The organism is bacterium (assembly GCA_040755755.1).
GTDB lineage: Bacteria > SZUA-182 > SZUA-182 > DTGQ01 > DTGQ01 > DTGQ01.
On sequence record JBFLZW010000041.1, the window covers coordinates 14658 to 29230 of the forward strand.

The 14573-nt window shown below is 48.0% G+C and carries 10 protein-coding genes; 4 read left to right on the plus strand and 6 right to left on the minus strand.

The window, feature by feature from the left end; all coding sequences use genetic code 11:
- Positions 1 to 177: 177 nt before the first annotated feature.
- The 6 genes from AB1611_13110 to AB1611_13135 form a co-directional block, all read right to left on the minus strand.
- Positions 178 to 1191: a sigma-70 family RNA polymerase sigma factor gene (locus AB1611_13110; protein MEW6380527.1), complete on the minus strand. Its 1014-nt coding sequence runs from the start codon at positions 1189 to 1191 to the stop codon at positions 178 to 180.
- A 42-nt stretch (positions 1192 to 1233) separates the two neighbouring features.
- Positions 1234 to 1815 (minus strand): CDP-alcohol phosphatidyltransferase family protein, encoded by a 582-nt coding sequence (locus tag AB1611_13115; GenBank protein MEW6380528.1) that lies wholly within the window; start codon positions 1813 to 1815, stop codon positions 1234 to 1236.
- A gap of 657 nt (positions 1816 to 2472) precedes the next feature.
- Positions 2473 to 4101: a chaperonin GroEL gene (gene groL / locus AB1611_13120; GenBank protein ID MEW6380529.1), complete on the minus strand. Its 1629-nt coding sequence runs from the start codon at positions 4099 to 4101 to the stop codon at positions 2473 to 2475.
- A 42-nt stretch (positions 4102 to 4143) separates the two neighbouring features.
- Entirely contained in the window at positions 4144 to 4434 is a 291-nt protein-coding gene (gene groES / locus AB1611_13125) for a co-chaperone GroES (protein ID MEW6380530.1), read from the minus strand.
- A gap of 336 nt (positions 4435 to 4770) precedes the next feature.
- Positions 4771 to 5790 (minus strand): peptidase MA family metallohydrolase, encoded by a 1020-nt coding sequence (locus tag AB1611_13130; protein ID MEW6380531.1) that lies wholly within the window; start codon positions 5788 to 5790, stop codon positions 4771 to 4773.
- Positions 5742 to 8270 carry a DNA internalization-related competence protein ComEC/Rec2 gene (locus tag AB1611_13135; GenBank protein ID MEW6380532.1) on the minus strand — a complete coding sequence of 843 codons (2529 nt, stop codon included), beginning with the start codon at positions 8268 to 8270 and terminating at the stop codon, positions 5742 to 5744. Before AB1611_13135 ends, AB1611_13130 begins: the two co-directional genes overlap by 49 nt.
- Before the next feature lie 25 nt (positions 8271 to 8295).
- On the opposite strand from AB1611_13135, the gene AB1611_13140 reads away from it, so the two are divergent.
- The 4 genes from AB1611_13140 (at position 8296) to AB1611_13155 (ending at position 14485) form a co-directional block, all read left to right on the plus strand.
- Positions 8296 to 8649 (plus strand): hypothetical protein, encoded by a 354-nt coding sequence (locus AB1611_13140; protein ID MEW6380533.1) that lies wholly within the window; start codon positions 8296 to 8298, stop codon positions 8647 to 8649.
- Between the two features lie 264 nt (positions 8650 to 8913).
- Positions 8914 to 11277 (plus strand): hypothetical protein, encoded by a 2364-nt coding sequence (locus tag AB1611_13145; GenBank protein ID MEW6380534.1) that lies wholly within the window; start codon positions 8914 to 8916, stop codon positions 11275 to 11277.
- 325 nt (positions 11278 to 11602) lie between these two features.
- Positions 11603 to 12217 carry a MotA/TolQ/ExbB proton channel family protein gene (locus AB1611_13150; protein ID MEW6380535.1) on the plus strand — a complete coding sequence of 205 codons (615 nt, stop codon included), beginning with the start codon at positions 11603 to 11605 and terminating at the stop codon, positions 12215 to 12217.
- 30 nt (positions 12218 to 12247) lie between these two features.
- Positions 12248 to 14485 carry an FHA domain-containing protein gene (locus AB1611_13155; protein ID MEW6380536.1) on the plus strand — a complete coding sequence of 746 codons (2238 nt, stop codon included), beginning with the start codon at positions 12248 to 12250 and terminating at the stop codon, positions 14483 to 14485.
- The last annotated feature ends 88 nt before the right edge of the window (positions 14486 to 14573 follow it).

Genomic DNA, 14573 nt, shown 5'->3' on the forward strand with positions numbered 1-14573 from the left:
AATACGTTTGTTATGCTTTTTCTTGCCTGAAATCTTATCGTCTTCAATGAGGGAGGCAGTCGAGACAGAGAGAAAACAAAAAGCAGCCATGACAGAGCAAAAGCCCTGTCATGGCTGCTTTTTGCTGACACTCACCCGGTGCGGATTTATTGCAGCCCGCAAGCTTGTGGGTTGCAGTTACGATTTATTGATAAAATCTATCAGTGGCGAAATTCTGTTAGGCTGTTTAAGCCGCTGCAGGGCTTTCTCCTCGATCTGGCGGATTCTCTCCCGGGTAAGATGAAAGTATTTACCGATCTCTTCCAGGGTTTGCTCTTTATGGGTTCCGATGCCATATCTCATCTCGATGATCGTTTTTTCCCGTTTGGTCAGGGTCTTAAGGACCTTTTGGATCTGCTCGATGAGATTGACATCAAAGACCGTATCCATGGGAGAGGCGCTGTTTTTATCCTCGATGTAATCGACGATGTTATAATTTCCCAACTCGTCGATAGGGGTTTCAACGGAAATGGGGTTTTTGATGATCCCAACCAGTTCATGGATTTTCTGGACGGGAACTCCCATATCAATGGCGATTTCGGTTATCGTCGGTTCCTTTTTCATCTCCTGGGTCAACCTCTGATGGCTTTTCATCATATTTTTGATAGCGTCAAGGGTGTGAACCGGAATACGGATAGTTCTTCCCTTGTCAGCCAGAGCCCTGGTTATTGACTGACGAATCCACCAGATGGCATAGGTGCTGAATTTGCAGCCCTTGCGGTAGTCAAACTTTTCCACTGCCTTCATTAACCCGATGTTGCCTTCCTGTACGAGATCGAGAAACGGGAGCCCGCTGTTGATATATTTTTTCGCTATGCTTACCACCAGGCGCAGATTGGCCTTGATAAGCAGCTCTTTTGCCTTTTCATCACCGGCCACGATTCTCTTGGCGAGCTCGATTTCCTCGTCCTTGTCCAAAAGAGGAACCTTTCCGATTTCTTTAAGGTAGACGCGCACCTGATTGTCGGTCTCTTCGAGAATGCCTGCTTCTTCATTTTTAGTCTCTACCTCAATGTCCGGCTCACCGTCAGACTCCTCTGAAGTATCACTCAAAGGATCTTCACTGCTTTCGGATTCAAATTCAATGCAATCATCGTCAATGCAATCAAGGTCTTCCTTAAAAAAGAAACCGTATGAATTAAATGCTTCCATGGTAGCCTTCTCCTCTTCTACTACTACTCTCTGAACCCTCTTTTACTCCCCATACCTGATTTCATGCCAGGTGAACCAGATACGGTGGATTGCAGTCTGGTGGCACAGGATCACCAATATCCAAAGTGTTGGTTTGAGATAATTTATCAGTGATCCGGCTGAAAGAACGAGCACTCTTTCAGGTCGTTCCATAAGGCCGACATCGCATGCTTTTATGATATTCTCCGCTCTTGCCTTGGTATAACTTGTCATGATAAATCCGGCTGTGGCTATCAGGCTGAGGAGAACATATGCGGGTTGATTGATCCGGGCATAATACAGGGTGATGCCCCCCATGATACTCAGGTCGGAATACCGATCGACTGTTGAATCCCAAAACGCGCCAAATTTGCTGACTTGGCCTTTGTATCTGGAGTAAGCACCATCAAGCAGATCAAAAAAACCGGCAGCCAGAAGAAGAAACCCTGCAAGTTGAATCTTCCCTGAACCAAAAGCACAACCAGCCGCAAGGCTCATGAGGAGCCCCAGACTGGTTATTTGATTCGGGGATATCCAGGATGGAATTTTCCCGCTTATTGAAAATAATATCTTATCCGAGGAGGCTTTTACATATTTGGCCAGCATCCTGCTCTCCAACCCCTTCCCTTGCCTAACCCATCGTGATACTCTTCAAACCTTCCCCAGAGGGAGTACCATTAAAGCCGAAAACCTGCTCTTCCGTAGTCCTCCTGATGAGAATTTAGTAAATGTTCTCATTATAGCTCAAATTTCACAATTCGCAAGTTTGATTTCTCAATGATCCCGGAAAATGAATTCTTTCTTACTGGGCAAAAAAGTATGCAATAAAATTGCCAACCTTGCTAACCGATGCGCTCAGAGTGGGAAATCCCTTTGGTTTTATACCCTGCCCGGCTTCTCTATAACGCTGGAGGCTGACGTATTTTCCCTTGTTTTATCAGAGAGTTAATAAGGCAGGTCACTGATGGCGGGGAAGTTGAAAAAGGGATATTCCCACAGTGTGGAAGGAAAAGGGAATCCGTGAATCAGTATGCAAAATTTTTCTTAATGGTCATTTTATTTACAGGTGAGGGGGAACCGATTATCCGTTCAGTTCTTTCAGTGGGGCAGGGCATTTCCCGAAAAGCACAGCAGCCGGCGGTATATAAATTTTTCACACCTACATGAGTTTTATACATCGCAGGCAAAGCCCTCTTTGCAATTTGATTGCAAAGAGGGCTTTGCCATACAAACACCAGTTTTTTCGTCCGGTAGTCAGTTCAATTAATACATTCCGCCGCCCATGCCACCACCAGGAGGCATGGCCGGAGTTTTTTCCTCTTCCTTGATGTCAGTGATCAGTGCTTCGGTGGTCAGCATGAGGCCGGCAATACTGGCGGCATTCTGCAGAGCGGTTCTGGTCACCTTGGTCGGATCGATAATACCTGCTTCGATCAGGTCTTCATATTGATTTGTCTGGGCATTAAATCCGAAGGGTCCTTCAGCCTCCTTGACTTTCTGGACTACGATCGAGCCTTCCATGCCAGCATTGGAAGCGATCTGGCGAATGGGCTCCTCCAGAGCTCTTCTGACAATATTCGCTCCGATGAGCTCATCGTCTTGCAGTCCCAGTTTGTCTATGGCTGGAATGGCTCGCAGCAGAGCTACGCCGCCGCCGGGAACGATCCCTTCTTCGACCGCTGCCCGGGTGGCATTCATGGCATCCTCGACCCTGGCCTTTTTCTCTTTCATTTCCGTTTCCGTAGCCGCGCCCACATTGATCACCGCTACGCCGCCCACCAGTTTGGCCAGCCTTTCCTGAAGCTTTTCACGGTCATAATCCGAAGTGGTTTCCTCAATCTGGACCTTGATCTGCTTGATGCGTCCTTCCAGATCGGAGGGCCTGCCGGCACCTTCGACAATCGTCGTGTTGTCCTTATCGATGGTAACTCTTTTGGCCTGGCCGAGATCGTCGACTCTGATGTTTTCCAGCTTGATTCCCAGGTCCTCGGAGATGACTTTGCCGCCGGTCAGGATGGCGATATCCTCCAGCATGGCTTTTCTCCGGTCACCAAAACCGGGGGCCTTGACAGCAGCAACATTCAGGGTTCCCCGCAGTTTATTGACCACCAGGGTAGCCAGGGCCTCTCCTTCGACATCTTCGGCCACGATCAGGAGGGGCTTGCCCATCTTGGCGATCTGCTCGAGGATCGGCAAAAGGTCTTTCATATTGCTGATTTTCTTCTCGTGCAGAAGGATGGCTGGATTTTCCAGAACGGTTTCCATTCTTTCCGGATCGGTCACAAAGTAGGGAGACAGATATCCCCGGTCAAACTGCATCCCTTCGACAAACTCCAGCGATGTCTCCATCCCCTTGGCCTCTTCGACGGTAATGACGCCGTCTTTTCCGACCTTATCCATAGCTTCGGCAATCAGATCACCGATGGTCGCGTCGTTATTGGCGGAAATGGTTCCCACCTGGGATATTTCCTTCTTGCTGCGGGTTTGCTTGCTTAAAGACTTGATCGCGGCCACTGCGGCCTCGACCGACTTTTCAATTCCCCGCTTCAGGGCCATGGGATTGGCGCCGGCAGTCACGTTCTTGGCCCCCTCGCGGTAGATGGCCTGGGCCAGAACGGTAGCTGTGGTGGTGCCGTCCCCGGCTACATCGCTGGTTTTGGAGGCCACTTCCTTGACCATCTGTGCACCCATATTTTCAAAGGGGTCTTCCAGTTCAATGTCTTTTGCTACGGTAACACCATCTTTAGTTATGGTGGGAGAGCCGAATTTTTTATCGAGAACTACATTCCGGCCTTTGGGACCGAGAGTAACCTTGACCGCATCGGCCAATTTGTTTACACCTTTCAGAATTGAATTGCGTGCCTCTTCATCATAAAGCAGTTGCTTGGGCATTGATCTTCCTCCTGCCTGGTAAGCGGTTTCAAAATCTTATGGTTAACCTTCAATGATTCCTAAGATATCATCCTCGCGCATGATGAGGTATTCCTCATCCTCAATTTTGACCTCGGTACCGGCATACTTGCCAAAAAGGATTCGCTGGCCGACTCTAACATCCAGAGGAATCTTGGTTCCATCATCTTTGATCTTACCGCCGCCTACGGCGATGACTTTCCCTTCCATAGGCTTTTCCTTGGCTGTATCGGGGATAATGATGCCGCCTCGAACCTGTTCCCCCACTTCAACGCGCTTTACCAGAATCCTGTCGTGCAATGGTTTTATGTTCATAGTTTTAGGATCTCCTTTTTCGTAAGCAGTTATAATGCTTATTGCTTGGTTGCTGCAATCCTCACCCGCCTAAGCTGGCACTTCCTTACACAAATGGAAAGACAATCACCTCCTTTCGTTCAGAAACAAGCGGAAAAGCCTCATTATTGCGCACGGTTCTAAATTATTAGCACTCACCAGAAGTGAGTGCTAATACTATATTGTTCCCCCAAGTAAAAGGCAAGTTGAAAAATCTGTAATGGTGGCCAAATTTTGGCCAAAGTTGTCTATTATTGCCTTTTTTTTGAATTTTGCTTTCTCTTGTCATGATTTTCGCATAATTATTTCCAATTCAACTTAGCGTAAATCCAGATCGTCGAGCTGCTTTCTCAGCCAGTCTTCGATTTCAGCCTCCTCCCAGGCGGAGAGTGTGGCTTGGGAAATTTTCCTTTTCCGGTAATAGCCCAGGAGGAAAACCAGGCTGATGATAAACCATAAGACCGCAGAGCTCGTCAGGACAGGAACCCAGGTATAGACCAGGCGAAGGTGCTTTCTCCATTGAAGCTCCAATTCACCGGGGTCAAGACCGACAGCCGTGCGCAGGGCCTGATCAATCGAGTCCCCCCGGAGCAGGCAGTGAGTTATTGCCCGCAGGGCATCATGGCCATAAGTATCGCGGATAAAGGTAACCATGCTGATGCTTTGGGCATAGGCGGTCTGGAGATGGTCGGGATCGGTCGGAAAGGATTGATCGAGGTGGCGCAGGGGGATAAGATTGCGGGTTATGCAGATGCGGGTCATGAGAGCCTGATAGTGCCAATTCCATTCTTCGGCCTCGAGCATGCTTACCCCCTCGTTGAACCAGTGAGGGATGGATGCCGATGGTCGGCAGGATGCTCCGATAAGAATATGGGTAAGCTCATGGATAAATGTTTTCTCAAGATGAATGGAACCTGCCGGGGCAGCTCTGGGAGAAAGGAGCAGTATTCGGGACAGGCCCGGATAGGCAAGCCCTGTGACTTGTTCACTCACCGGCGACAGGGAGGGCTGGATGCGGGTGAAAAGTTCCCTGGAGTCGGCCAGGTAGATATCGATTTGGGTGGCGGGGTGAAGACCAAGGTGACCTGCCACCCGGGTATAGGACCGTTCGGCAAGGAGTGCCAGCTCTTGTGAAAAATATTTATCCTGAGCCTGGTAGCGGATGAGGAAGTGAGGAGTTTGTACCGTAAGCCAGCCGGACGGGCCATCCGGCAGCAGCGACCGGCTCAAGGCTGTGCAGTTACCCGCACGGACTATAACCCACAGGCAGAGGATGATCGATCCGATGATCAGTCCGCAATGCCGGAGTCCGGATAATCTGAAGCGGTCTTGAACCATGAGGGGTGCCTCGATTTATCTGCAAAGATATCTGCATAGGTGGAAAATTTACACTCGACTCCATCCGTCTCAGCCGTAATCGCTCCATCGAGATCGGTGCGGTAAATTCTGCACGGGAGTTTCCGGTACCGTTCCAGAGTCTTCGGATGAGGGAACTTTTGCCTGCCATAACTTCGGCCCGAAAAAACAGCCGTCTGAGGAAGCACCATACGCAGGAAGGGAATAGAGCTTGAGGAGCGGCTTCCATGATGGGGAACCTTTAAGACCGTGGATCGCAGCTTTTCCCCGAGGGATAGAAGACAACGCTCAGCTTTCGCTTCTATGTCGCCGGTAAAAAGAAAGCTTACCTGCCGGTAAGATAGCTTCAGGACCAGGGATCGATTGTTTTCTTCCTTGTAGGTTATCTTTGAACTTATCGGCAGATCCGGTAAATTACCGGCAGCCAGAACCTGAAGAAAAACACCATCCAGTTCTGCTTCCTCTCCAGCGGCCACAATGTGGAGGGGGACTTTTTTCTCCCGGATTATGTCTTCAAAAAGCCGGTATTCCCGGCTGTCGGATCGCTCTTTGGTCTTCCAGACACAGGCGGTGTCAAAGTGCTTCAGGACGAACAACAGCCCGTTGAGGTGGTCCGGGTGCGGATGGGAGAGAACGACAAGGTCCAGGCGGGGGATTCTCTTATGCCAGAGATAGGGGGCGATTAGCCGGTGTCCGAAATCGAACTCATTGTTATAGCTTCCGCCGCCGTCGATCAGAATGTATTTGCCACCCGGCGTCTGAATGACGCACGCATCCCCCCTCCCGACATCGAGGAAAGTTACGGTCAGCGTATCATTGGGAATAAACCTGGGGGGCCGGGTCATGAAAAGGAGAAGAAGGGGCATGAGAACAAATGCCAGGAGCAGAAACGCGATCAGCAGGCCGGTTTTTTTCCGGGGTGATATGCTCCTGGTCAGAAAGTGGAAAATGAAGGCCGCGATGACTAGGCTGCCATAAATGGCCATGATCGCGGCTTTCGGAGGAGACGGAAGGTAAACAAAGGCCCCTGCAATCCTGGTGATGGTCGCACTGAGGCTAATCATGAGACGGGCCAGAAAAGCCGCGATCCGGAAAAAGTGCGCGGCCAGACCAGGGTGCAGGGGAAGCGCCAGGATACCCCCCAGGCCGGCATAGAGAATCCCGCTGACGAGAGGAATGGCGGCCAGGTTGGTGACAATTCCGATCGGTGAGATCAGGTTGAACGTATAAGCGACTAACGGGCTGGTCATGAGAAATGCGGCCAGGGACAGGCAGCATGAAAGAAAAAGGCTGTCCTTGAGTCGGACCAGGATCCCCTGGAGCGAAAGGCCGGAATCAGGATTCAAATGCCGGGGGAAATCGCAGGCAAGGATAAAAACTATTCCACTGGAGGCCAGGAAGGTCAACTGGAAATCGAGCTTGAATAAAGCGTCAGGCTGCCAGAGCAGGATAGCCAGGGCGGCCAGGACAAGAGGCCGGAAAAGACTTCTTCTTCTCTCAAAGAGCAGGGCAAGAAAATATGAACTGACCATAATACAGGCCCGGATGGTGGTTGTTTTGCTTCCGGTCATGACGGTATAGAGAATGATTACCGGGATGGAGAATAGCGCGGCCAGGCTGGAAGGTCTGATGATGCAGCAGAGGATCTCGAACAGGCGGTCCGGCAAAGCCCGCAGGATGCCCCTGAAGCAGGCAAAGACGGCCAGGGCCAGAGTGGCGATATGGAAGCCGGAGATTGAAAGAAGATGAATCGCTCCTGCTTCACTGAACAAGTCTTTGATGCGGTTAGATACCTTATACCTCTCCCCCAGCAGAATCGCCTGCAGGATGCTTGAACCCGGCTGGGGAATGGTGTTTTCGATGTACTCTGAAGCACGCCATCGAAAGCCGTAGACAGCACGGAGTATGGACTTTGTCCATGGAATCGTTTTTGCTTCTTTACAGAGAGAAAGCATTCGAATGCTGCCGGTGGCGCAGATACCTTTTTGGGAAAGATACTTGGAATACGAAAATCCTCCAGGGTTTTTGTAGTCCTGGGGAGCCTCAAGATGCGCGGTTATCTGGACCGTATCATAAAATTGACACGGTATTTTGGGCTTGTACCAATTAAGCTGCGCTCTTGCGGATGTCATAATATTTTGTTCAGGGAGAATAATTTTCTGCACCTCAAGGTGCAGGCGGACCCGCTGGGAAAATTTTTCCGGCGGCTCGATAATCCTGCCCACCAGAGTGATCGGCTGGGGGATGGAATTTGGGTCCTGAGGCAAATAATGCGTAAGGTGACAGGGGGACAGGTCGTCTATCTGGTCAAAGTCGGTGTGGAGACAGGATGAGCCCGCAGCAAGGATGATGCCCGCAAGGAGAGCCAAAAGCATCGCCAGAGGGCTGAACAGGCCACGATGAAAGCGAAGTGATTTTGACCAGGGAAAAAACGCCCCACCAAAATTATTTATTTTTTTCATAGCACAGTAAGGAAATGAATTCTCGATGCGCCAATTAAATATGGAAAAGATAACAAACCTTATCCATTGGGTTGTCTCTCGTAATATAAAGAATTTTATCTCCGATGGCAAGAGAGGATATGCCTCACCAGAATATGCAATTGGATTCATAGTTATGTATTCAATTTCATTTTTATGTAATGCCTTGTTAAATAAGCTAATGCCAAAGGTGGTATTCAGGATGTATGAAAGTATTTTCATACCTTTTTTTCAAAAAGGTAACGGCCCGGATCGCGCGATGGAGGGAAAATCCTTTATCAGTAAGGCCAAGGTGAGAGGTTGGTCTGAGAAAGAGCTTGATAGAAAAAGCATTTCACTTATCCGTGATTGTATGGCATAGATGTTGCAAAACATTTTTAAGAATATCACTGGCAGTATAGATGCTGACATAATATGGCAAAAAGTATAACTGGTTTAAGGTAAGGTATTGAGGTTGATCCTCTTCTCAAAAATATTTTTGGTTATGTTAGGAGGTGATCGTATGATCGGTGAAAAAAAGATAAAAAAGGAGGTGAATACCGGGGCGGGAATTTAACTGACTGAGAATTTACAGGGTGTTGTAATTTAGGCTAAAGAGCAAGCTTTCTGAAGGAAGGAGATTTTTTTGAAAGGAGTCATGGTTATGAATAAAAAAGGGTTTTGGAAAGTATTAATGGTAAGTTTGTTTATGGCTACAGCTATCGGGTTGGTGGCCAGTGGGGCGATGGCTCAGAATGTGCCAACTCAAGTGATGCTCACAGATGAGTATGGACTACAGGTACCATCCAATGTGGGTGGGACGATAGTTCTGGATAACTTCCAGTATTGGAACAGCCCCCGGGATATGGGATGGGAGCCGATAGAGCCTGCATATCCAATCTGGGGTGCCGGCATTGGTTATGGCATGGTGGAAACAGTGGTGGATTTCCAGGAAGGCAGCAGGGTAATGGAAGTATATTGCCCTCCATCAGTCTTCATGCAAATGAATGCTCCCACTATGATGCCGTATACCATCTCCAAATTGGCTAAATACCGACCTGCTCCTAACGGCGAAGAATTACTGGGTATCCCTGGTGCTTTCAGCAATATGACCTTTAAGATCAAAGCACCGGTCAGCGTTGAATTGTTCGATACCTTCAGGGTTATTGTCAGAGTAAGAACAATAACTGACGCTAACACCGCCGCTGCCGTTAACCTCGCCAATGGGAAAACCGCTGATATGGATACCGTTACGGCAGGAGTGCAGGATGCAGATATTCCAATTGGCGCTACTCAGGTAGGTTGTCCAAATTGCTTCCCTGCAAATCCACTTGCATTTGGCATAGTTGATATCGAATTCACCCCCAGGGATTTCCCGGTAGGATGTACACCCGATAACGTGGCTGGAAGAATTTTAACTCCAGTTCCTGCTACAACCGCAATCACTCCAGAAAGTGCTATCTATACTAAAGGCGGACAGGCAACTGGTGCTCAGCCGAGCCGGATTCAGGTAGCTATGGGAAGAACCTTCCAGGATGGCTCCTGGCATTTTGAGCAGGAACCTCTGGCTACTATCGTGGGTGCTGTATATGGGCAGCAGATATTTGAAATTCTCGGTGTAACCGTAAGAGGTAATGGATATCGGTTAGACGATGTAATGTTCACTGTTCCCGGCGCTGACATCTCTAACAATAATGCGCCCTACCTGTTCCGCATTGGTCCTGTGTATGGTCAGTTATTCCTCACTGGACAGAGCAGATTCATCTTTGCTGAAGATGCTGATAACGTCTGGTTCATGACTGATGCCGCCATGTTAGCTAAAGCACAGCTTGACCCCGCCTTCGGGCAAAAACTTAACGCCATGGCAGCTTCAATACCTGCTTTGAAAGCCAGATTGCAAGCAGCTACTGCTACACCTGACTTTCCGTTCATCGAAGACAATGCCGGAAATACCCCCGGAAATAAAAGGGCTGATGGTACAGCGGGAACCGGCTTTACCCTTAGCGAGGCCCGTTTCAGAATCGGAGGAACATCGGTGGCCGGTTTGACCCAGCCAACGATCTTCCAGTTCACCGTAGGCGATACCCTTGGTCCAATATCACAGAACCTTGCTCAGCCGGTTGATCTTGCGACTGCTCTTGGTAGTGGTAATACTGATTTACTTCCTCCTTATATTCCGCTGCTCGGAGTTCCCGCTCAGAGATGGGTAATGAATACCCCTGCAGCAGGCGCTAACAATCCGATGGTTATCATGGCAATGGCTATGGCCAATACCTATGGCGAGTTTATGGGTGTCCGGGTTCTGAAACCTGCCACCGGGCAAGTTTTTGAGGATATGATTGTAACTTGTAGAGTTACTGATTCAATGGCATATGATATGGAAACCTTCCCAATCAGTGTCGTAAATTATCCGGTAACTAACCTTCCTCCAATGATTGAGCAGTTGGAAGATCAGTTCTTCCAGGTTGGATCAACCGGAGTCTATCAGATTACCGCTACTGATCCCGACATGATTGATATGGTAGGTGGCTTGACCTATAAGGCTACCTTGAACGGTCTGCCAAATTATCAGTATGGTCCCTGGATGAATCAAATCATCAGTCCGACAACTGGTACCGTTTCATTTGCCCCTCAATTCGAGGGTGCTCTGACGTGCGTAGTGACGGTTACCGATCCTCGCGGAATGCAGGCTATAGGCCATTTCACCATCTTCTGTGTCAACTCCGGAACATGGCTTAACCATCCGCCTATTGTTACGAGTATCATCGAATCTCCGCAGATTACCAAGGCCGGTCAGTTGTTCACTATCAGTGATCTGAACATTGTTGATCCGGATAATCAGCAACTGTACTACTCTTGCAATGTTGGTGCTGTTGGAAGAGGCGGCGTCTTCACCTTCCAGAGCGAGTTCCCTGGCGAGTACTTAGTCCAGATTACCGCTTACGACATCCTGGGTGGCGCTGTAACACAACAGTTCGTCCTGCAAGTAATGCCCTGGTGGTCTTTCTAAGCTGTGAGTCTCGGAAGATATTGAGACACTGTTCTCAATATCGCATCATACAAGCGGGCAGCAGAAGTTCTTGCTGCCCGCTTGATTTTTTTCTGGCGGGTATCATTCGAGGTCATCACGGGGATGGGAAGATTACAAAATTGTTCATCCTCAATTACTCTTTGGTAATGAAAGAAAAAACCGCGATACAGAATTGTAATGGCTTACATGATACTCTCCCCAACCTCCCCCAAAATCCTTGATCCTTCCTTCCTGGTACAAAATTTGCCCTAAGAGCAGGGAGAATATCCGAGTAATAAGATTCCACTCACGGGGAGGAAAACCTATGACTGCAATTTTCCAGGGGGGAAGTGTATTTACCTATAGTATTTTCGCTATCTCAATAATTGCTTTGGGCTTGTTTTGCGAGCGGATTAATTACCTGTACTTTCGCTTGAAATTAAATGCTGATGATACCCTTCAGAGAATTGTGCTCCTGCTTGAAAAAACAAATATCCGGGGCGCATTGGAAGAGTGTGTCAAGATTGAAAAGCATCCTCTTGGCCGGACCCTGAAGGCAGGGCTCCTCAGATTGAATAAAAAAGACAAGGAGATCGAAATGGCCATGGAAGAGAAAATCCTGAGAGAAATCCCGATCATCAGGGCGGGAATAAACTATATGGCTCTATTCGCAATCATATCAATTCTCCTTGGATTTTTGGGGACGATAATGGGTTTAATAACTTTCCTCAAGGGAATGGGTCAGGAAAGCGGTACGCAGATAATTATGGGGGGAATATCTCAGGCAATGCTCAATATTGCCCTGGGCTTGATTGTAGCCATACCATGCCTGATTGGGTATTTTATTCTCAATAACCGGGGAAATTACCTCATTGGTCAATTGAAGGAAAAATCACTGGGCCTTTTCAATGCTCTTTCTACCCTGAGGAGCAATGCCTGATAAGAAGGTAAAAATAAGGTTTAAATACACGTGCATCAGAACAGTGAAGAGGAAAAGATGAATCTGAAGACCGAACCGGAACAAAGCATATTGACAAATGAGTTCATCCTGAATAGTCCTCTTGTACCAGCATGGGAAGGCAAAGAACCAGGGTTGCAGCAGGAGGATGGAAAATTCCTGGAATTTTCGATTTTCGAGGGGAAGGATTTTTTCAGGAGTGAGCGGTTCTCCAAGGGAAAGATAATCGTAGGCAAAAGCGAAGAAGCAGACATCATTCTCCAGGGGCGAAATATTTTTGATATCCACGCTTTTTTTTACCGGAACGGTGATCAGGTTTTTGTATCGGATGGAGATCTTGGCAGCGGTGTTATAGTAAATGGCAGATTTGTATCCTCCCGAGCATTAAATCCTCATGATTTAGTATTCATAGGTCCATATACGATCAAAGTTCAGCTAGGCAAAGCTTACAGTCAGCCTTCAGGAGACGATTTTCCGGATACGAATACCGTGACAGTTCAGGCTCCGGAAGAAGATGATTCCCCGGTGACGGAGATGGATACGGATACGGTTACAACAGGCGAATATAGCAAAAATGAGCCTGATGGAATGCAGGGGATCATCCGATCACTGGAAAATGAACCTGACCAGGTTTTTCACGACTATGAGAAGCCGGATTTGACCATACCCCCTGATGTCATGAAAGAGCAGGTTTCACCCGGAATTGAATTATCGTGGCATGAGGAGGTAGATTTTTCCCCGACGGGTGAAGATCTGCAAATTTACTCTGATGGAGAATATCCCGATCCAGAGGTTCAAAGAATTGAAGGCAATAATGTGCCGGAAGAGGATGACCTATCGGATTTTCAATTTGAGCCGTTATTTGCTGATCCTCATCCTGATTCTCAACACGAATTGCAAGAGAAGAAAAATGAGCCGGAAGACGATTCCGGGAGCGAGAGCTATTACGATGATGCTATCTTATTAACCTTTCCTAGGGCTGAGGACAATGATCAGTCCCATTCTGAGCCGGTAGTTTTGGAAGTAGAATCGCATGAAGATCCGCGAGTGCCTCACATATTGGAATTAGATGTCAGTGCACAGGCAGAGGCTGACATCCTATCGCAGAGCAAAAGCAATGAGGTTAGACTAGATGTTCCCAATTTCCCCTTTCTGGATGAGGAGGGTGAAAATAGCCATCACCCCCACCCAACCTCCCCCCTCAAGGGGGAGGGGAAAGATGGATGTCCTCAGCAAAGATGGGGAACATCTGAGAGTGGACCGGGAACAACAATCCATTCCGAAAATCAGGAAAATCCCCAGGAGGTATTAAAGCGGATCATCGATCAAATTTCGAATTTTTCAAGTACCGCTACTGATATACCTGCTATCCCCCAAGGGGAAAGGGACCGGACATTTACTCATCAGGAAGAGAATGATAAGTATCATGAGGACACTGAGAACCATGCCCTGGAATTTTCAACCCAGAGAGTCCAGGAACCTGGAGTCAGTGCTGGATGGACAGGGATCGAGGATCGGATTCAACCTCCCGGCATAGGATCGGAAATCGACATCCCGGCTAACCAGGTGAATAGGGAGAATACGTCCCAAGGTTCAGATATCGAACAGGTAAGAACTGGAATTCGGAGCTTTTTCCCAAAGATCCTTAGTTCAATTGAAATGGTAAAAAGAAAAGTTCAGAGTTTAACTTGTGGCCACATACTTCACAAGAAACCGGATGAAGCGGGTGATGAAGATGAGGAGATGGAGATAGAGGGAAGGGAGGATTTTGATCAGCCACCGCAACTATTGGCCAGCCAGAGTGCAGGAGAAGAAGATGATGAGGAGGAGGAAATCCTCCCCAGGATCATATTTCCGATAAAAGAAAGCCTTATGCAGTATCAGCAGCAGGAAACCATTCTGGATCCTGGCGAGGTAGTGCTTGAAGTATTGAAGTGCCGGGGAGATGATGTAGTCGATATGTGCTTTTTAACCAGGAAGGAGAAATACAGCAGTTTGAATGAATTTGGCCGGTTTTATGTGGCTGAAAACAAGGATCAGGAAACCTTTTACTTTTATTTTACCGATCAATTCAAGGGCAAAATCCAGTTCAGTGACAGTTATTCTATAGACATTGAAAGATTATCCATCATTGAAGAGGTATACCGGAAAAAAGGAAGGGTTTACCGGTGTCTGCTCCCGATGAACGGAGTAGTATCCCTGTATGACGGCAGCTATGACTATTACCTGCGACTCGTCAAGCCCGCTTAAAAGCTAACAACTCACAGAATCTATTCTTTCTTCCTTGACTTTAGCTATCTCTATCTTTTAAAATTCTGTGTTGGTCTTGCAGGAGGGA

Coding starts and splice junctions, on each gene's coding strand:
- AB1611_13140 (MEW6380533.1), top strand. CDS start 8,296: ATGCGCCAATTAAATATGGAAAAGATAACAAACCTTATCCATTGGGTT.
- AB1611_13135 (MEW6380532.1), bottom strand. CDS start 8,270: ATGAAAAAAATAAATAATTTTGGTGGGGCGTTTTTTCCCTGGTCAAAA.
- AB1611_13110 (MEW6380527.1), bottom strand. CDS start 1,191: ATGGAAGCATTTAATTCATACGGTTTCTTTTTTAAGGAAGACCTTGAT.
- AB1611_13130 (MEW6380531.1), bottom strand. CDS start 5,790: ATGGTTCAAGACCGCTTCAGATTATCCGGACTCCGGCATTGCGGACTG.
- groL (MEW6380529.1), bottom strand. CDS start 4,101: ATGCCCAAGCAACTGCTTTATGATGAAGAGGCACGCAATTCAATTCTG.
- groES (MEW6380530.1), bottom strand. CDS start 4,434: ATGAACATAAAACCATTGCACGACAGGATTCTGGTAAAGCGCGTTGAA.
- AB1611_13150 (MEW6380535.1), top strand. CDS start 11,603: ATGACTGCAATTTTCCAGGGGGGAAGTGTATTTACCTATAGTATTTTC.
- AB1611_13115 (MEW6380528.1), bottom strand. CDS start 1,815: ATGCTGGCCAAATATGTAAAAGCCTCCTCGGATAAGATATTATTTTCA.